This window comes from Xanthobacter dioxanivorans (genome assembly GCF_016807805.1).
Taxonomy (GTDB): Bacteria; Pseudomonadota; Alphaproteobacteria; order Rhizobiales; family Xanthobacteraceae; genus Xanthobacter; species Xanthobacter dioxanivorans.
Genome location: NZ_CP063362.1, coordinates 299555 through 317849, shown reverse-complemented (window position 1 = coordinate 317849; position 18295 = coordinate 299555). Strand labels below are relative to the sequence as shown.

Annotated in this window: 21 protein-coding genes and 1 pseudogene; 2 read left to right on the top strand and 20 right to left on the bottom strand. The window is 67.0% G+C overall.

Annotated features, from left to right (window positions below; all coding sequences use genetic code 11):
- Nucleotides 1-128 precede the first annotated feature (128 nt).
- The gene (locus EZH22_RS01550; RefSeq protein WP_203194070.1) at nucleotides 129-956 is read right to left on the bottom strand and encodes an aldo/keto reductase; all 828 of its coding nucleotides are present in this window, start codon (nucleotides 954-956) and stop codon (nucleotides 129-131) included.
- Nucleotides 957-1003: 47 nt separating this feature from the next.
- Nucleotides 1004-1873, bottom strand: coding sequence for an NmrA family NAD(P)-binding protein (locus EZH22_RS01545; protein ID WP_203194069.1), 870 nt, complete (start codon nucleotides 1871-1873; stop codon nucleotides 1004-1006).
- A 178-nt stretch (nucleotides 1874-2051) separates the two neighbouring features.
- Between EZH22_RS01545 and EZH22_RS01540 the strand changes: the two genes are divergently transcribed.
- Nucleotides 2052-2963, top strand: coding sequence for a LysR family transcriptional regulator (locus tag EZH22_RS01540; protein WP_203194068.1), 912 nt, complete (start codon nucleotides 2052-2054; stop codon nucleotides 2961-2963).
- A gap of 69 nt (nucleotides 2964-3032) precedes the next feature.
- On the opposite strand, the gene EZH22_RS01535 is transcribed toward EZH22_RS01540, so the two are convergent.
- The 14 genes and pseudogenes from EZH22_RS01535 to EZH22_RS01475 form a co-directional block, all read right to left on the bottom strand.
- Nucleotides 3033-3461 carry a CopG family transcriptional regulator gene (locus tag EZH22_RS01535; RefSeq protein WP_203194067.1) on the bottom strand — a complete coding sequence of 143 codons (429 nt, stop codon included), beginning with the start codon at nucleotides 3459-3461 and terminating at the stop codon, nucleotides 3033-3035.
- A gap of 5 nt (nucleotides 3462-3466) precedes the next feature.
- A complete protein-coding gene (locus tag EZH22_RS01530) occupies nucleotides 3467-5446 on the bottom strand; it encodes a conjugal transfer protein TraG (protein ID WP_203194066.1) in 1980 nt (659 codons plus the stop codon).
- A 24-nt stretch (nucleotides 5447-5470) separates the two neighbouring features.
- Entirely contained in the window at nucleotides 5471-7210 is a 1740-nt protein-coding gene (locus EZH22_RS01525) for a relaxase/mobilization nuclease domain-containing protein (protein WP_203194065.1), read from the bottom strand.
- Nucleotides 7211-7765: 555 nt separating this feature from the next.
- Nucleotides 7766-8854, bottom strand: coding sequence for an IS110 family RNA-guided transposase (locus EZH22_RS01520; protein ID WP_203195835.1), 1089 nt, complete (start codon nucleotides 8852-8854; stop codon nucleotides 7766-7768).
- A 190-nt stretch (nucleotides 8855-9044) separates the two neighbouring features.
- A complete protein-coding gene (locus tag EZH22_RS01515; RefSeq protein WP_203194064.1) occupies nucleotides 9045-9821 on the bottom strand; it encodes a lytic transglycosylase domain-containing protein in 777 nt (258 codons plus the stop codon).
- Between the two features lie 42 nt (nucleotides 9822-9863).
- Nucleotides 9864-10409 (bottom strand): S26 family signal peptidase, encoded by a 546-nt coding sequence (locus EZH22_RS01510; protein WP_203194063.1) that lies wholly within the window; start codon nucleotides 10407-10409, stop codon nucleotides 9864-9866.
- On the bottom strand, nucleotides 10406-10933 hold the full coding sequence (locus EZH22_RS01505) for a DUF2840 domain-containing protein (RefSeq protein WP_203194062.1): 528 nt from the start codon (nucleotides 10931-10933) through the stop codon (nucleotides 10406-10408). Before EZH22_RS01505 ends, EZH22_RS01510 begins: the two co-directional genes overlap by 4 nt.
- Entirely contained in the window at nucleotides 10933-11187 is a 255-nt protein-coding gene (locus EZH22_RS01500; protein ID WP_203194061.1) for a hypothetical protein, read from the bottom strand. Before EZH22_RS01500 ends, EZH22_RS01505 begins: the two co-directional genes overlap by 1 nt.
- Nucleotides 11184-11837, bottom strand: coding sequence for a ParA family partition ATPase (gene parA, locus EZH22_RS01495; RefSeq protein ID WP_203194060.1), 654 nt, complete (start codon nucleotides 11835-11837; stop codon nucleotides 11184-11186). The genes EZH22_RS01500 and parA overlap by 4 nt, the downstream gene beginning before the upstream one ends.
- Nucleotides 11834-12988, bottom strand: a complete 1155-nt coding sequence (locus EZH22_RS01490) for a replication initiator protein A (protein ID WP_203194059.1) — start codon at nucleotides 12986-12988, stop codon at nucleotides 11834-11836. Before EZH22_RS01490 ends, parA begins: the two co-directional genes overlap by 4 nt.
- 15 nt (nucleotides 12989-13003) lie before the next feature.
- Nucleotides 13004-13284, bottom strand: a pseudogene (locus EZH22_RS31545) (helix-turn-helix transcriptional regulator).
- A gap of 140 nt (nucleotides 13285-13424) precedes the next feature.
- Nucleotides 13425-13883 carry a DUF2285 domain-containing protein gene (locus EZH22_RS01485; RefSeq protein WP_333473665.1) on the bottom strand — a complete coding sequence of 153 codons (459 nt, stop codon included), beginning with the start codon at nucleotides 13881-13883 and terminating at the stop codon, nucleotides 13425-13427.
- Nucleotides 13849-14193, bottom strand: coding sequence for a transcriptional regulator domain-containing protein (locus EZH22_RS01480; RefSeq protein WP_203196845.1), 345 nt, complete (start codon nucleotides 14191-14193; stop codon nucleotides 13849-13851). Before EZH22_RS01480 ends, EZH22_RS01485 begins: the two co-directional genes overlap by 35 nt.
- A 127-nt stretch (nucleotides 14194-14320) precedes the next feature.
- Entirely contained in the window at nucleotides 14321-14581 is a 261-nt protein-coding gene (locus tag EZH22_RS01475; RefSeq protein ID WP_203194058.1) for a DNA -binding domain-containing protein, read from the bottom strand.
- A 134-nt stretch (nucleotides 14582-14715) separates the two neighbouring features.
- Here EZH22_RS01475 and EZH22_RS01470 point away from each other — a divergent pair, with 134 nt between their 5' ends.
- Entirely contained in the window at nucleotides 14716-14964 is a 249-nt protein-coding gene (locus EZH22_RS01470; protein ID WP_203194057.1) for a helix-turn-helix domain-containing protein, read from the top strand.
- Nucleotides 14965-15038: 74 nt separating this feature from the next.
- Here EZH22_RS01470 and EZH22_RS01465 read toward each other — a convergent pair whose 3' ends face one another.
- The 4 genes from EZH22_RS01465 to EZH22_RS01450 form a co-directional block, all read right to left on the bottom strand.
- Nucleotides 15039-15365, bottom strand: coding sequence for a DUF736 domain-containing protein (locus tag EZH22_RS01465; protein ID WP_203194056.1), 327 nt, complete (start codon nucleotides 15363-15365; stop codon nucleotides 15039-15041).
- 651 nt (nucleotides 15366-16016) lie between these two features.
- Nucleotides 16017-16457, bottom strand: a complete 441-nt coding sequence (locus EZH22_RS01460) for a hypothetical protein (protein ID WP_203194055.1) — start codon at nucleotides 16455-16457, stop codon at nucleotides 16017-16019.
- Between the two features lie 137 nt (nucleotides 16458-16594).
- A complete protein-coding gene (locus tag EZH22_RS01455; protein ID WP_203194054.1) occupies nucleotides 16595-16762 on the bottom strand; it encodes a hypothetical protein in 168 nt (55 codons plus the stop codon).
- 387 nt (nucleotides 16763-17149) lie between these two features.
- Nucleotides 17150-18073, bottom strand: a complete 924-nt coding sequence (locus EZH22_RS01450; protein WP_203194053.1) for a DUF2493 domain-containing protein — start codon at nucleotides 18071-18073, stop codon at nucleotides 17150-17152.
- Between the last annotated feature and the right edge of the window lie 222 nt (nucleotides 18074-18295).

Genomic DNA, 18295 nt, shown 5'->3' with positions numbered 1-18295 from the left:
ACCAGTAGGCAAGCCGTTCCTACCCCCGCTCAGCACCACGGCCTCGCATTAAGAGGGGGCAATCGCGAATGCCCGCTTCCCGGCAACGACCAAACGTCCGCAAGTGGCGCACCCCGTCCATAGATTGCCTACGCCGCCGCGTCCCAATCCGGCGCGAAGGGCGGGCGCACGAAGCGCTGGTCCTTCGGGAGCGCGGCGATGGCGGTGCGATCCTCGTTGTCGAGCCGGATCGCGAGCGCATCGAGATTGGCCCGCTGGCTCTCGGGACGGGCGGCCTTGGGGATCACCGCGATGCCCGGCTGGTCCAGCAGCCAGGCGATGGCCATTTGCGCGGCGCTACAACCATGCTTGGCGCCGAGCGCGGCAAGCGTCGGATCGTTCGCCGCCCGTCCCTGCGCGAGCGGCGCATAGGCGGTCAGCGGAATACCCTTCTCCCGCAGATAGGCAAGCATCGGCGCCTGCGACAGGAACGAGTGATACTCGAGCTGGACGCTCGCGATCGGCGCGTCGATTTCTTCCAGGGCGCGGCGAAGCATCGGCAGGTTGAAATTGCATACGCCCATCGCCCGCGTCAGGCCGCGCTCGCGCAGCGACATCAGCGCCTCCAGCGTCGCCGCCATGTCCATGTCCCGCGCAGGCCAGTGGATCATGTAGAGGTCCACATGATCGAGGCCGAGCTTGCGCAGGCTAATGTCGAAGGCGCGATGGAGCGCATCGGGCGCAAGCTGGTCGTGCCAGACCTTGGTGGTGACGAACAATTCGTCGCGCGCCACGCCGGAGGCCGCGATGGCGGCGCCGACGGCGGCCTCGTTCTCATACATCGCCGCCGTGTCGATATGCCGGTAGCCGAGCGCGAGCGCGCTTTCGACGACGGGCTGGGCATCGGCGCCGGGCATGCGGAACGTGCCGAAGCCGAGACGCGGGATCGCGACGCTTTGAGCAGTGACGGTTTCCATGATCTTTTCCTTATCTGGCATATGGAGATGCCGGCTCACGCCGCGGCCTAGCCGCCACTGGCCTTCACCAGGTCGGCGATGACGATCTCGACTGTGGTAGTCCCCTTGCGCGCCGCGCGGCCCTCGTTAGCAAAATCGATCCAGCCTTCGTTGAAGCCGTCGATCATGCGGATGCGCGGCTGCGGGTTGCGCGCGCCCTGCGCCCGGAAAATGTCCTTCCAGGTCTCGCGCAGCACGATCTCCATCGACACCGGGTGCCCCAGCGCGGCGGCAAAGGCGCGGGCGATGTCGTTCGGCGAAACGCGGGCGGGACCTTCCAGCTCGACGATCCGCGTTCCGCTCCAGTCTTCGCGCAGCAGCGCGGCGGCAGTGCAGCCGACATCCTGCGTCGCGATCATGGGGAACGGCTTGTCGGCGGGCTGCAGGAAGCTGCGCAGCACACCTTCGTCGCGGGCCGCAGGAACATCCCATTGCGCATTCTCCATGAACCAGCCCGGCCGCAGGAAGGTGACCGGCAGGCCGAGGCCCCCCACCGCCTTTTCCAGCAGTGTGCGCTGGGTGAGCAGGTTTTCATGGGGCGCGTCGGCGCCGATGGTGGACAGGCACACGACCTTGGCCGGGCGGGCCAGGATGAGCGCCTCCGTCACGGCGTCGATGACGCGGCGGGCTTCAGGGAAGCCGGGCTCCGGGTCGAATTCCGACGGCGGCAGGATGAAGACGCCCTCGGCGTCCGTGAAGGCGGCGGCAAGGCTTGCCGCATCGTCCATCTCGGCGATGGCGGCCTCGCACCCTCTGGCGCGCCACTCGGCCGCCTTGGCCACGTCGCGCAGCACGGCGCGAACGGGCAGATGATCGGCGAGCAGGCTGCGCGCCAGCGCGCCGCCGACCTTGCCGGTGATTCCGGTGATGGCATACATGGTGGTTCTCCGTGAAACTTATGGGATCGCTCGGGCTCAGGCGAGCAGCGCCTCATTCCGCCGCGCGTTCCGTTATGGAGATGGTTGTATGTGGTGCCGTGGCGTGATTCCTGCGCATTAGTATCAGTGCTATATTGACTAAAAATCACTTCGGTGCAGGAAGCGGAGCGTGCGGGGCATGGTGTTCGATACGCGACTACTGACGGGCGTGGGCGTGATGGCTGCCGTCACCGAAGCGGGCAATTTTGCGCGCGCCGCCGAGATGCTGGGCCTGACGCCTTCTGGCGTGAGCCGGGCTGTCGCGCGGCTGGAGGCGCGGGTGGGCGTGCGGCTGTTCGATCGCAACCCGCGCGAGGTCTGCCTGACGGAAGAGGGGCGACGCTTCCATGCGCAGGTGATGCCGCTGCTCGCCGGCCTCGAGGAGGCCGCGTCCGAGGCCGCCGGCGCAGCGGCTGTGGTGCGTGGGCGGCTGCGCGTGTCGGTGGACCCGTGGTTCGCACGAATGGTGCTCGCCTCGCGTCTACAGGAGTTTCTGCAGCGCTACCCGCTGCTGTCTGTGGATTTTTCCACCAGCAATTACCGCGAGGAGATGATGGCGGGCTTCGACGTGGCGGTGCGTTTCGGTCCGCCTGATGCGTCATCCCTCATCACCCGTAAGCTGTTGGACACCCGTGTGGTGACGGTGGCCGCACCCACCTATCTGGAGCGGCACGGGGAGCCGCGCTCGCCGCATGACCTTGTCCATCACGAGGGGCTGCTGTTTCGCGATCCACAGACCGGCCTACCCTTTCCCTGGGAGTTCCACCGCGACGGCGAGCTCGTCCAGGTCAAGGTCTCGAGCCGTTTGGTGCTGGACGATCCATCGGTCGCGGTCTCCGCCTGCCTGGCGGGCCTGGGGATTTTCCAGAGCCTCGCCGTGGGCCTCGCGCCCTTTCTGTCAGCGGGTGACCTCGTGCAGTTACTACCGGAGTGGTCGGAGGAGCTTTATCCGCTCTACGCTTACCACCCCTCGCGCCAGCTCCCGCCGGCAAAGGTCCGAGCGTTTCTCGACTTCGTGCGGGAGATCGCCCAGAACCCTGGTTCTGCTTGACCGCCGTGGTGCGAAAGTCGGCTTCCTGGCACGGGCCTCGTGTCCGAAATTGGCGCGAGAGCCCCTTTCTCAGGCTTTGGCAGCATCGCCGTCCTCGGCGATCTCCTGCGCCAGCCACGGCCCCTTCGCGAGCCGCCGCCCCAGCGCCGCGACGAACGCCTCATAGCGCTCCGCTGCCTTTGCACGTGCTGCCTGCGCGGCTGGTTCCGGCAAAGCTGGCGTGGTGGCCAACCAAAACCTCACGAACACGGCCAGCGTCTCGACCGAGATGCTGAGATCGCGCTCCAGCCGGGTCATCCGTCGGTCCAGCTGATCGAGCCGCTTGGCGATGGTAGCTTCCCGTTGCTCGGCAGCGTCTGGAGAAAGGAAGGACGCAATGGCAGCCTCCGCGATCAAGGACTGAGGTTGATCCCTCCGCGCGGCATAATCGGCTAGAAGCCCCATCGTCGTCGGATCCAGATAGACCGAGATCTGCGCCTTCTTCTTGCGTGGGGCCATCGCCGTCACAGCTCCAAGCCGTCGTTGGGATCGAGTGAGACCTGACGCGCGACGCCCTGCATGAGACGGGTCATGCGACTGGTCCGGGCCACGTCGTCGTCCGTCTCATCGACCGGATCGATCTCGAACTCGTTGCGGGGTTGCGCAGGCGCCTCCAGGGTCTCCACCCGCGCCAGCTCCGGTTGGCGCCGCTGCTCCGAACCCGTGGTGTCCTCATCATCGGTCTCCTCGACCAGCAGACTGAGCTGTGACGGCACCGGCAACGGGAGCACTGTCCAGTCGTCGGGCTGGCGATCGCGCGGGGCTAGAAGCTCCGGCGGGTGCATCACGCGTTCCCTGAACCGCTCATCCTCGTAGTAGCGGGCCTTCTTTGCCCGGATCGGCGGTGTGCCAGCGACCATGACGATCTCGTCCGCAGGCGGAAGCTGCATCACCTCGCCCGGCGTGAGGAGCGGACGGGCCGTCTCCGAGCGCGAGACCATGAGATGGCCGAGCCAGGGGGAGAGCCGGTGGCCGGCATAGTTCTTCATGGCCTTCATCTCGGTGGCGGTGCCGAGGGCATCGGACACGCGCTTGGCGGTGCGTTCGTCATTGGTGGCGAAGCTCACCCGCACATGGCAGTTGTCGAGGATGGAGTTGTTCGGCCCGTATGCCTTCTCGATCTGGTTCAGGGACTGGGCGATCAGGAAGCTCTTGAGCCCATAGCCCGCCATGAAGGCGAGGGCGCTCTCGAAGAAGTCGAGCCGCCCGAGCGCCGGGAACTCGTCCAGCATGAGGAGAAGCCGATGCCGGCCGGCCTTCGCCTGCAGGTCCTCGGTGAGGCGACGCCCTACCTGGTTGAGGATCAGCCGGATGAGCGGCTTAGTCCGGTTGATGTCCGAGGGCGGCACGACGAGGTAGAGGCTGGTCGGGCGGGTACCCGTCACCAAGTCGGTGATGCGCCAGTCGCAGCACCGGGTCACCTCGGCCACCACGGGATCTCGGTAGAGCCCGAGGAAGGACATGGCGGTGGAAAGCACGCCGGACCGTTCGTTCTCGGATTTGTTGAGGAGCTCGCGGGCGGCGCTGGCGATTACGGGATGAGGACCCGTCTCTCCGAGGTGAGCCGTCGTCATCATGGCGGCGAGGGTCGTCTCGATGGGCCGCCGGGGATCAGAGAGGAAGGCCGCGACACCGGCCAGGGTCTTGTCCCGCTCGGCATAGAGCACATGGAGGATGGCGCCCACGAGGAGGGCGTGGCTGGTCTTCTCCCAGTGGTTGCGCTTTTCCAGCGAGCCCTCGGGATCCACCAGGATGTCGGCGATGTTCTGGACGTCGCGGACCTCCCATTCTCCGCGGCGGACCTCCAGCAGGGGATTGTAGGCTGACGAGCGCACGTTGGTGGGGTCGAACAGGAGCACACGCCCGTGCCGGGCCCGGAAGCCGGCGGTGAGCTGCCAGTTCTCGCCCTTGATGTCATGGACGATGGCAGAGCCCGGCCAAGTCAGCAGCGAGGGGACGACGAGGCCCACGCCTTTACCGGATCGGGTGGGCGCGAAGCACAGGACGTGCTCGGGCCCGTCATGGCGCAGATAGTCCCCGCCATTGCGCCCCAGCACCACGCCGTCAGGACCGAGCAGCCCGGCTGCGCGGATCTCCTCGGGCTCGGCCCAGCGGGCGGAGCCATAGGTCTCGACGCGCCTTGCTTCCCGCGCCCGCCAGACCGAGAGGCCGATGGCGGCGGCGATGGACAGGAACCCGCCGGATGCGGCGATGATCGCCCCCTCGGTGAAGATGACCGGCGCATAGGCGTCGTAGAAATACCACCACCAGAAGAAGGCCGGCGGGGGATAGACCGGCCAGGGTCCCAGCAGGAACCAGGGCGGGCCGAGCTGGTCCTGGAAGCCGAGCCGCCATGCCACGAACTGAGTAGCGCCCCAGGTGGTGACGAGCACGATGGCGAAGACGAGGAGGATCTGGCCCCAGAGAATTTTGGTCGCGGACATGCGGCGCTCCGGTGATGTGCGGTGTCAGAGGCCAAGGCCGCGCTTGCGGCCGAAGGACCAGTCGATGCCGCCATCGGCACGGGCGACACCGGAGACGTGCTTGCCGAGTTGCTTCTCCAGCGAGGGTGTCCACGGCACGAGCTGAAAGCCGAGGCCGTCGTCGAGCATCGCGAAGCGGCTGGAGGCGAGCACGAAGCGCTGGCGATAGGTGCCCGCAACATAGTCTCCCGCGCCTGATCGGTTGAACGGCTGCCCGCTCTCGGCTGAGAGCTTCTCGCCCAGTGCCTCCACCTCCCGCAGGCGCAAGGTCTCGATCAGGTCCCGGGTGAAGGTGACACGCTGGCCGTGACGCTCCGCGAGCCCCTCCCGAATTAGATGATCGGCGCGGCGCTCCAAGGCTTCACGCACCTCGGCGCCGAAGCCGCCTTCGGAGAGCGATGCGGGCGCGCGGCTGAGCGCCTGCCGGTCGAGCCAGGTGCCGCCCGATGCCGTGACCTGCCGGTCGATGTCGAGATCAGAGCGGACCGCGAGGGCAACACGGGGCTGGCCACGCACATCCTCAAACCTCCGGAGTTCGACGATAGAGCCGAGAGCACCGTCGCCGGCCGCATCGAGGTCGGGCAGCCGGATGTGGTGAGTGCGCCCGTCGACGCCATCCACCACGGCATAGGCTGTGCCCTTCAACTCATCATCGAGACCACGATCGACGAGACGGCCGATGATGGGAGCATCGAGGCTCTCGCCCGCGAGCACATAACTTGCCATGCCGCGCTCGATGCCCTGGGTGGTGAGCGCCCGGTGCATCCGCTTGATGATATCGCCGCGCTCGCCCAACGCGCGCAGCGTCGCCTCGGCCTTCTCGTCGATCACCCACTGGCCGGGGCCGATCTCGTCAGCGAGGCCGAGGGCTTCAAGCTTGCGCAACCGCGCGACCTTCATCGGCAGGAAGGCGTCCGGCCCACCATCGCGATCGCGCGCCACGTCGATCACGCCGGTCTCGCGCTGGTCCCGGACCAGTTGGCGGTCGAGCTGCGTCCACCTCTCCGCCTCCACCTGTCGCTCGGCGGCGCGGTGGATGTCGAGGTCGGCGCGCGGGCCAAGCTCCTGCGTGACCAAATCCTGCGCGCGGGCGCGCATGCCCTCCTTGATGTAGTCGCGGGAGATGACGAGGTCCTGGCCGTCATCGGTCCGGCCCCGCACCAGAATGTGCAGGTGGGGATTGTCCGTGTTCCAATGGTCGACGCCGATCCAATCCAGCTTCGTGCCGAGGTCCTTCTCCATTTGCCCCGCGAGGTCGCGGGCGAAGGACCTGAGGTCGGCCATGTCCGCTGCATCCTCGGGCGAGACGATGAAGCGGAAATGGTGCCTGTCGTCGGCGCACCGCTCGGCGAAGGCGCGGCCGTCCCCCTCCTCGGCGCTCGGCCCGAACAGGCGGGCCTTCTCCCCGTCCCGGGTCACGCCTTCCCGGCGCAGATAACTGAGGTGAGCCGAGAGCGGCACTGCCCGCGCCGTATGCCGGACCACACGGGTCTTGATCACGACGATACGCGAGCGCCCGGTGAGCAGGCCGTTGGCGACGATGCTCGCCGTCCGGCCTCGGCCGAAGTGCGAGCGGCTGCCCGATGAGATCCGGCCGGATCGGGAGATTTGCCCACCGGCCTTCTGGGCCGCCGCGAGGGCCTGGGCGATGAAGGGGCGGGCTCGCTGCGCTCGGGTCGAGCGGATGCGGCCGGGCCGGACACGGAACTCGCGCTCATCGGCCATGGCGCGACCCCGCAAGGTGCGAGAAGTTCTGCGGTGGCAGCGACTTGAGTGTTCGACACACATTGCCGATCAACGCCGCAATGTGTGTTTGGTCGCGAATTTCCCAATAGAAACAACCGCCCAACCGCAGCGCACCCTGCGCCCTTTTATCTCGCCCTCCTAATCGGTCGTATTTCCACTGCTCTTGCGGACATCGTCGCTCATCCTTCCTGATGCGAGAATATACTATGCTGTTCGCCACGGCACGCCTCCGCTCGCGGGCTTCAAGTTCCGATGCGCCTTGCACTCCTCCGCGCTCTGCGACGGGGTGTTCCGGCTGCACGTCGGCAGCGCTCGAACCGTCGCGGCGCACTTTTCCATCGGATTGACGGAGCATCGTCACAGGCAATCGAGCGCGGTCCGGCCGTCTTCCGATCGGCACGGCCGCAGGCAAGATAACGTGCGTTCCGTCGGTCCTGGTCTGCATCGGTCCTCATCCGCCGAGGGCGGATCTCCGTGTTCAGAATGACGTCCGTCAGTTGCGGGCGCGCTGCATGTCTCGTGTCAGCAAGTTGCTCATCGGTACGCTCCCAGGAGCTTGCGATCCTTGGTGTGCGCCCGCTGGGCGGCGTCGGCAGTGCTCGCTGCCGGATCGCCGAGATAGAAGGTGCCGTCGCTCCACATGGCGTGCATGATGACGGCGAGTTTGCGGGCCACGGCGACGCATGCTTTGCGGTGGCAGGAGCGCTTGGCGATCTCCTGGCCCCAGGCCTTCACCTTGTCCTTGCCCTTGAAGCGGGTCAGCAGTCCCGATGCCGCCTCGTAGAGCGCGCGGCGCACATCGGGGTCCCCAGCCTTTGAGATGCGCCCCTGCACGTCGATCGATGTGCCCGACTGCCATCGCCTGGACGTCAGCCCGAAATAGGCGGCAACGTCACGCGAGCGGCGGAAGCGGGACGGGTCGTCGATCGCCGTCATGAAGCTGAGCGCCGTCACCGGCCCGACGCCGGGGATCGCCATAAAGCGCCGGCACAGCTCGCTTTGCGCCACCAGCTTCACGACGAGATCGTGCAGCCGGCAATACTCCTTCCACAGCGCGGCGCGCGCCGACAGCATGGCGTCCATCAGTTCGCTGGACAGCGGATCTTCGGCCACGGCCTCCCTCACGGCCTGGTCGAACTTGCCGCGCGAGGTGCCACCGAGCTTGATCCCGAAACTCTTCAGCGAGTGGCGGATGGCGTTCTCGAGATCGAGGAACTTGCGCTTCAGGTTGCGTCGATGCGTCAGCAGCAGACGCATCCGGTAGCAGCCTTCCGTCTTCACATGAGCCTGGCGGAACCAGCCGGTGCGCATGATGTGGGCGATCCCGAGGGCGTCCGCTGCGTCGGTCTTGTTGCGCTGGGCCGACATTGCGGCACGCACATGCTGCGTCTCCAGGCAGATCGCCGGCAGGCCGAGCCTCTTGAGCTCGGGATGCAGCCAGGGCGACAGCGAGCCGGCCTCGTGGCCGACACGCTTCAACCGCCCAACGAAGGGCTTCAGCACCGCCAGCAATGCCTCCGGCTCGGTCGCCACCTTCACCGTCAGATGTACTTCACCGCGGTCATCGACGACGCACACCGCCGTCTCCTCGATGGCCACATCCAGCCCGCAAAAGAAGTCCATCACCCGCCTCCTGCGTTGCGTAACGCGGGAGATTTTACCGGGCGGCGAAGCTGTTGGTGGTGTGCTCTTCGGCAGGGAACCGTCCTGCCGATTACGGGCGGCAATCGGTCGGTCGTTTCCCAGTCCTTCCGCCCCGTCCTTCGCTTGAACGGCAGAAAACCCGACGAGGTGCGAATGAGCCCGGTCGTGGTCATTGCACGCCTCCCGAGCCACCAAGAGCCACGAAGAGGCCTTCCGCGCGCGGAGCGATCGCTGAGACATCCCGTACGTCGGGCGTCGGCTGGGCACGATCGTGTGGCGCCGGATCTGCAGCCAAAGCGCGGAACGGCTGCACCGCAAAGAGGGGTGCTTGAGCCCAGGACGGCGTCTCGACCGCCGGCGGAGCGGCCCACTTCAGTGCGGACGGCTCGGCCTCGTCGCGCGCGATCTCTGGCACCAGCTTGTCGACATAAGCGCGCGTCTCCGGTGACAGGGCACGCCCCTTGCGCGAGGCCTCATGGCGGCCAGGACCTGCATTGTAGGCGGCGAGGAAGCCGGGATTGCCGTAGCGGTCGAACAGCTCTCGCAGATACGCCGCGCCGGCCATGATGTTGTCATGCGGATCGTAGGGGTCGTCGCCGAGGCCGTAATGGATGCGCAGTTCGGCCCAGGTCTGCGGCATGATCTGCATCAGCCCCATGGCGCCCTTGGGCGACGTCGCGCGCGCATCGCCGTCGCTTTCTGTGCGCATCACCTTACGGATCCAGGCGGAGGGAATATCGAAGCGCTCCGTGGCCTCCGTGATGAAATCGGCGTAGCGATCGACAGCGGGGCGCGCGTTCCGGGCCGCCTGCCCTTCAGCCGCGGGGACAGTCGTCGACGCGCCTGAGAGCACCCCCGAAAGGACAAGGAGGACGGCGGCACGATGGCCGTTGCGCGCTCGCAGCAGCAGGTGCACGGCAGCCGAAATTAATCCGGTCCGCAGCATGGCGGCCTCGCGAAGCTGATGATGGTTGAGGTGGGACTGCGCTCAGCGTGTCGGCGCGCGCCAGACGAAGTGGCCGTCGCCGGCTTCATCGGTGTAGATCGGCATGGCGCGCCCGATCACAGTGCTCGCCGGCAGCGGCCCGAAGTACCGTCCGTCGAGGCTGTCCGGCACGTCGAAGTTCATGAGGAATAGCTCGCCCTTGGCGATGCGACGGCATCCGCGCCAGACCGGCAGTGGCCGACCCATGCGGTCGCGCTCCAGCGCCTCGCCGTAAGCCACGCCATCGACGGTGATGATGCGGTCCTTGCGGCAGACCTCCTGCCCGGGAAGCGCCGCTACGCGCTTCATCAATGGGACGCCGGCGCCCACATAGCCGCGCTCCACCAGGAAGCGGGCGAGCGCCGCCGGCGGCGCGATGGCGAGAAGGTCCGTGACATCGGGCCTGCGCGCGGGCTCGATGGCGTAGAGCCCGACGGGCGCGCTGGCGGAGACGTTCCACACCAGCTTGAGCGGTGTCGGAACGAACGCGGAGGCTGCCACTCCCATCACAGAGAAGTACGTGACCATCACGGTGCCGAAGCGGGTCATGCCTCGCACTCCCGGCGCTTGAGCCACGCTTGATGGCGCTCCGGCGTGTAGGCGCGGGGCATGTGGCCGGCGATCAGGCGATTGTGGACATGCCGCCAATGGTCCGGCGCCACGTCCGCGCCGTGGACGCCGATCGCCTCGACGGCATCCATATGTTGGAGCACCTTCTCCACCTTCGGCCAGCCGTCGACGCGCAGCAGGATTTCTCCGCCGGGACGCACGAAGGGCAGCGTCTGGTAGGCTTCGCCCGGTGCAACGGCGCGCACGACGTCGATGCGCGACACTACGGTGCCGAAGTCGTTCGCGGCCCATCGGACGAAGGCGAAGATCGCTCCGGGCGCGAACGATACGATGCGGCGGCTGCGGTCGAGTGTTTGCGCATGGACTGGCCGGCCGAAGCGGATCCAGTTCTCAATGCGCTTCGCGATCCAGGTCAATTCCACATGGGTAAGCGGGTCAGCGGTCGGTGCGGCGGGTGCTGGGGCGATGGGTTTGGGAACGGAGGATTGCACAGGCTGGCTCATCATGACGCCTCTCCTGATGTCGGGGGAAACTCACGGGCGAGGAGATCGCGGAGCATGTCCGCGACGGTCTGGCCGCGGCCGAAGGCGGCGATCTTGATGCGCCCGCGAAGGTCGGGCGTGATGTCGATGGTGAGCCGCGCGGTAAAGGCGCCGGATGAGCCATCACCTGCCGGCTTGGCCTCGGCGGCCTTGATCCAGCACTCCGGATCAGCCGGGCGCGCGGCGAAGCCCTTGCGGATCGGTGGCGCGTTCATGGCAGGCGTCCCGAACCGGCGAGACCGGCGATCTCCGCCGCCAGCGCCATGATCTCGCGCGCCGCCGGCCCGCCTTCGTCGAGCTCGCTGACGAGCCGCCCGGACTGCGCCGACATGGCGAAGGCGACGCGCTGGCCGATGGTGGTCGCGAGTACCGGCGGATCGTGATCCGCCAGCGTCTCGGCGGTCTCACGGGCGAGCACGGTGCGGGCGCCGCAGCGGTTCAGCACGAACCGCGCGGCAAGTTCCGGCCGGTAGACGCGGGCCTCACTGAGGAGGGCCAGCATCTCGGCGGAGGCCCAGCCGTCGAGGGGCGAGGGCTGCACGGGGATCAGCACCAGGTCGGCGGCGAGGAGCGCGGAGCGCATGAGGGCAGCGACACGGGGAGGCCCATCGATGACGATCATATCGGCATCGCGCGCCAACTCGGGGGCTTCCCGGTGCAGCGTGTCACGGGCGAGCCCGACGACGCCGAACAGGCGCGGCAGCCCTTCGCGGCCGCGTTGCTGCGACCAGTCGAGGGCCGAGCCCTGGGGATCCGCATCGATGAGCGTGACGCGCCGGCCGCGGCTCGCCCACGCGCCGGCAAGGTGCAAAGCGAGCGTCGTCTTGCCGACGCCACCCTTCTGATTGAGCAGCGCGACGATCATCGAGGGCCTCCCGATGTGTCGGCAGGCATCGTCTCGGGTGCGGAGAGAGGATCTGGAGCCTGAAATCCGTCTTTACGGAAAGACGGAAGACCTTCATCCTTAAAGGTGCGCAGATGGGCAGGCTTTTGGGCCGGCTGAGCGCAGTTATCCACATTGCCCGCGCGCCGTTTAAAGTTAGAGTCTATGTTAGAGTCTAAGTTAGGGGCGCGATTTTGCCTTTTCGGGCTTGGGGTTAACCCCTGTTTGGGTTCCCGAAAGCACGAGGGGCCGGTTCCTGATGGCACGTGGCACCGGGTTCCCGATGGCACGAAGGGATTCACAGGTTGTCCACAGGCCGGCTCGAAGGCGAGCAGCGCGCGCGCACCCGCGTCACACTCCAGGAACAGGGTGTAGCCGGGCAGCGGCTGGCGGCGGATGATGTCCCGCAGCTCGAAGGCGAAGCGCTTGAAGGGCGAGAGGCTGCCGGATTTCAAATAGAGGTGGCGGAAGTCGAAGCGCCAGCCGGCGTGCTGGCGGCCGCCGTGCTTGCGCACCAGCCGGTAGAGCCAGCGGTCGAGCCCGCCGGTCAGCTCGAAATACGTCCGGTCGATGGTGAGGACGAGGGCGTCCTCCACGATGGCGCAGTAGAACCAGTCGGGGACGATGAGCTCGATTCCCGCGGGCCTGCCATCCCGGTCCGTGCGTTCCTTCCATTCATTGATCCAGGAGAAGCGATGGCGCCGTCCCTCGGCCGGCTGGCGGATCGAGGTGGACACGGTGGTGGACTGCAGCCGGTCGAGTGCAGCTTTGAGGCGCTGATAGTCCCGGAGCGAGGTGCCGCGCCCCACGAACCTGAGGATTTCATAGGGGGTGGCGACCATGAAGCGCGACGTGCGCAGGCCGGCGTCGCGGGCTTCCACGATCTGGCTCGCCGCCCAGATCAGGATGTCGGCGTCCCAGATGGTCGCCATGCCGTGGTCAGGCACGGCCTCGACCCGGATGGAGACATCGCCGGCGGCAAAATCGATGGGCGCGATACGATGGGTCTTGGAGAGGGAGAAGAAGGGATAGGCCATGAGATCCTGCGCATCTCGTGGCGCGAACGCGCCGGGAAGCGCGCGGAACAGATCGAGCTGTCCGCGCTCCGGCTGGGAGCGATGCCGCGCCGCCATGGAGAAGGGTTCCGATCAGCGTGCGAAGCGGTGGTGCTCGGCAATGCCGGGCAGGCCCTGGCGCTTGGCCGGCAGGATGCCGCCTCGCGGATCGGAGGTGGAGGTGACGGCGCCGCGGGCGACCCAGGCCTGCAGATCCTCGATGGCATAGACTACCCGTCCGCCGAGCTTGCGATAGGCGGGACCGGTTCCGTAGGTGCGGTGTTTCTCGAGCGTCCGGGGGAAAGGCTGAGGAAGACGGCGGCTTCCTTGGTGCGCAGGTAGCGCGGCGGGAACGTGGCAGCATCAGGTCGCATGGATCGAACCTCCGTGGGCGATCTCGGGCCGCTGGTCATCAGCGGCGGATGGCGATCACGGTGGCGAAGGGCAGCTGTCGAGGGGGATGGGGAAGTTGAGGGGGGCGAAAATCCCCACCCTCAGGATGCCGGCGATGCGGCTATGGTCTTCTGCGATGACGCAGGAGCTTGAGATAGCCGCCGCCGATCATGGCGAGGCCGCCTTTGACGAGGCCGATGACCTTGTCGCGCAGCGCCGAGGTTTTCCAGGGCTCGGAGGCGACGCGCTTGTGGCTGTAAAGGACCATCGCGATGTCGCGATAGCTGGCGCCGTTCGCCCGACCATCGGCCGCCAGCATCATGGTGCGCAGCCGGCCACGCTGCTGCGCGGTGATGCGGGTGTCGGGGATCACCGGCCGACCCTCGACGGCGCGCCAGAAGCGGGTCAAGGCCTCCAGCCGCCCAATGGTGTCCACGTCCAGCGGGATCAATGCCGCCAGCGGCGCCTCGGAGCGTGTGCCGGTCAGCAGCAGCACCTGCGCGGCATGAGGTGCCGGACCATGGACCCAGTATCGGCCCTCGGTGCTATCGCGCGGCGCAACCATGCCGCCGAACGACACGCTGGGCGCGCCCGGAAGAAACGCGGGCTGTTGGGCGAGAAGCACGATGGCCGGATCGACAACCGGCGACCACGGGACGTTCTGTTCCACGGCGGAGAGAGATGGCCGCGCGGCGAAATCGCAGCCCCCAGCGTTGCTCCACCTCCCGGGGGAGCGGGTCGGCGTCCGAGCCGGCCGTCACGAGGGACAGGTAGTGGTCCTGATAGGTCTCGTCCCGGCGCAGGCATTCCCAGGCGAGGCCCTCCACCGACAGCGTGTCGAAATAACCGTAGCTGGCATCCTCCCGCCAGCGCGATGTATCGGGCTTCATCACTCGTCTCCGCATCAAGGGTGCGTGTCGAGTGAGAACAATCAGGGATTGATGGTATTGGGGGGAGTCGGCCGGGGAGCATCGCGTGATGCGACCGCGGCATCACCCCTGCGAACGGGCCGCAACGTCAGACGGGACGGCGAAGGAGGTCCTTGTAGCCGCTTGAGGCCACCCATCGGGCGCGCGCCAGATGGCTGTCATGGACGCGCTGGGCACGTTCGGGCTCCCGAGCCGCGTCGATGCCGAACAGCACCGAGGCGATCTCCTCCCAGCCGGCGCCATCCGCCGTGGCGTCCAAAAGGCGCGCATAGAGCTTGATGTGCGCCCGGTCGTAGTCGGTGAGCTCGGGAGCGATTGGGACGGTGTCTGCAAACGCGTCGGTCACCATGTCTTCCTGCTGCCCGTCCCGATATCAGGTTCTTTCCCGAACCCTACACGCCTTTCAATGACGCCGCTGCTGCGTCAGTCTTTGTAGAGAATACTCCGTGGTGAAATACTCATCAAGGCGGTGCTCTCTCGATCATGGAGATCCGAGAGGTGTTCGCCCGGAATTTGAGGGCTGCGAGGCTCACCAAAGGCCTATCGCAGGAAGAGCTTGCCCATCGCGCCGGGATCGATCGCACATACATCAGCTCGTTGGAGCGCAGCGTCTACAACGCCAGCATTGATGTCGTGGATCGACTGGCCTGCGCCCTTGATCTCGATGCGGCCGCATTGCTGAAGCAACCCGCGGCCGACGTCCCGGGCGAGCCAGAGAATACGTTCGAGTAAAGCGCCGGGCCGCTGGCGATGGCCTGTCTCGATGTGGAGGCCCCGGCTTGATCAGCCGGGGCCTTGTGCGAGGCTCACTCGCCGCGCCGCCCGCTGGGACGGGACCAGATGAGGCTGAAGGTGTCGGCGTCCTCGTCGTCGAAGAGGTTGGCGTAGATCGGGGCGTTGAAGCTCGGGTCGTCGAGCTTGAGGCCCAGATAGTCGCGGCCCTCGCTGGAGCGCTTGGACCAGGCGGCGCCGATCTCGATCCGGCCCACCAGGACCCGGTGGCTGGGGGCGTTCTCACCGTTGGTCCGCAGGTCGGGGACGATGCGCACGCCCTTGGCCTGGACGCTGAGGGTGACGATCTCGCCGGTGAACTCGTTCGTGCCGGTCTTCTTGAAGGTTCCGATGGTGGCCATGGTAAATCTCCGTCTTCCGTTTCCGAGCCCGCACCATGCGGCCTCGATGGCGATCGGAAGGCCGGAGGCGACCGACGCCGCATCGCCTCGGGGCCCCCATCGCGCTCGCGCGATGGGGTGAGGGATTGCGACCGGAGCGAAGCGGAGGACGGCGCGAGAGGGACTTTCTTGGCTCGCGAGGAATGACGGCGCCTCGGGGTCCCCACGCGACCTGTCGCGTGGGGTGGGGTCCGGCAGGGGAAGAAAGTCATGATGCGCCGTTGCGGCAGAGGCGGTCGAGGCGCAGCCGCCCTTCGGCCAGATCCGCCCATTGGAGAGGCCGTTTGGAGCGGTCGACCGACGGATACCGAACGGGGATGATGGCGACCCGCCGCAACCTCACGGAAGACCGGCCTGATCCTCTTCGGGTTCACGTCCCCCGTTCCGGGCCGGCTCCGTGTGCTTCCGCAGCCAAGGTTACGACCGGCCAAGATCGCCCCATCATGCGCTGGTCCGTGACTGACCACGAGGCGTCGTCTCGTCTCAAGAAATCGCGATCGACCGCCGCTTGGGCCTCTGCCGCAAGCGGGGGCGCTACCGATCCACCTCCTCGGACAGCGCGAGCGGCAAAGCTCTTTCGGCTCCGGCCCTGCCGAATGACATGGAGCGTGCTCAGACCTGCGCAAGGTCCCGGCTGGACGGGCCGGCGGCCGCCATGCCCGCGACCCGCAACAGCGTCGTGATGCCGATGGCAATAGCGCCGATGATCGAGAAGACGATCTGCCACGTCTCGGACGGCATGGCGAGCTTCGCGATACCATACGTGACGTGATAGCCGGCGATGACGGCGGGCGCGACGAAGGCGAGCGCAATGGGGAGGCGCACCCACATCGGACGCACGATCACGAGCAGAACCTGGCCGATGCCGAGCGTGATGCCGCCGGCGATCAGGCCAACGACGATCGCACCGAGCCAGCCCGCGCCGGTTTGGTATGCCCAAGTGCCGGCGCTGACGGCGGCGAAGAACGGCAGCGCGAAAACGGCGAGCGTAAACAGCAGCCAGCAGAATAAGACGATGGCGGCGAGACCAAGCAGGATGCCGAGGAAAATCATGGTGGTGTCTCCGTGAGGAAAGCTCTGGCGGTTGCGCCTTCCACCACCACCACGGCGCGATCAGCAGCATAGCAAGAGAAGATGCATGCCGGAATCCCAGCAAGGGGGATATCCGGCACGTCATGCGTACATCTCCGCTATCTGGCGAAGGGATCGATTTCACGGACGATCTGCGACGCGTCACCGTCGAACTCGTCGGCTGGCACGACCGAGAGGCTGCCGTCACCGGCGCGGAAGATCACGATGACGACCATCAGGGTCTTGGCGAGGCTGAGGGCGAAGGCCTGTGCATCGGCGGAGGACATGGGGTCCGGCTCCTGCTCGAAGCGGAGGACCATCCCCCGCTGACAGGCGCCCGACGGGTCCGGCCTAGGGCCGCAATCACCGCGCAGGCGAAGCGGAGCGGCGGCACGCTATGCGTAGCCGACCCCTTGTGGGTTGATGGCGTCAGGCCCTCGGCCGGCACCTAAGGATCAGCGCAAAAAAGCGGGGGTGGATCGTCGCTCGAAGATCGGCAGGTGCCGATGTGGCCATCTCCCCGCATACGCGGGCTCAGGAGGCACCGCTTATGCTTCACACAAGATGAGACCGGTTCGTCAGTTCGGTGAAAATCGATAATGGAGCCAGCACTTTCATGAGAAACGTTCAGGGCTCGTGAAATACGATTCCGATGGTCGAGGAAGGGGCAGCGCTCACGCGCCGCCCGACCCGAACCGATAGACCGGGATGCCGAGCTTGCGGGCCTTGTCGGCGAGATTGTCCTGGATGCCCGTGCCGGGGAATATGATGACCCCGATGGGCATGACCGCGAGCATCTGGTCGTTGCGCTTGAAGGGCGCGGCCTTGGCGTGCTTCGTCCAGTCCGGCTTAAACGCGACCTGGGGCACCTTGCGCGCATCGGCCCAGCAGGCGGCGATCCGCTCGGCGCCCTTGGGCGAACCGCCGTGCAGCAGCACCATATCGGGGTGCTTGGCGTGCACTTGGTCGAGCTTGGCCCAGATGAGCTTGTGATCGGCCGTGTCACCACCGGAGAAGGCGATCTTCGGACCTGCGGGCATCAGCACCTCGGTCTCCGAGCGCCTGCGGGCGGTGAGGAAGTCGCGGCTGTCGATGAGAGCGGAAGTCAGATTGCGATGGTTCACCAGGGATCCGGTGCGTGGGCGCCAGACTGAGCCGGTGTGGCGCTCGAAGGCGTCGGCGGCTTCGTCGCGCATCAGCTCGAAGGCGTCGCGGCGCTCCACGAGGCTCTGCCCCTCGGCGATGAGGCGTTCCAGTTCCACCGAGCGCACCTCGCTGCCATCCTGCTCCTGCTGGCTGCGGCGCTGGCCCTGCTCGTTATCGTCAAGGGTGCCCGAGATCCGGCCGGCGGCCCGGTGGAAGAGATGGACGGTGGACCACAGGAGGTCGGGAAGGTCCGGCTCGAGGCGGGTGTCCTGCAGCGTCACGATGAGGGCGTCGAAGATGTCGGTGATGGCGCCGGTGATGCGATCGGCCTCGGGAAGCGGCCGGGGATCTGGCTCGTCGTCAAATGGGCGGTAGCCGTAGAGCTGGAGTTCCTGCAGCAGGTGATCGGTGGGAGAAGAGGTGTGGCGGGGTTCGTCGTGCTCGGCGCCCATGGGATGCTCCGTCGGTTGGACCGCAGCCTTGCGGCCTTCATGGCGACGAAGCCGGCGGGCGGGACGGACCTGCACCCCGCGGGACGCGCGGGGCCGGAGCGCAGCGGAGGATGGCGGAGGCCGGCGATTTTGGTTCGCGATGGAACGGCGCGTGTTGGGACCCGCGACGCCTGCGTCGTGGGGAAACACCGCCGCCGGAAAATCGTCGGCCGCAGCCATTGC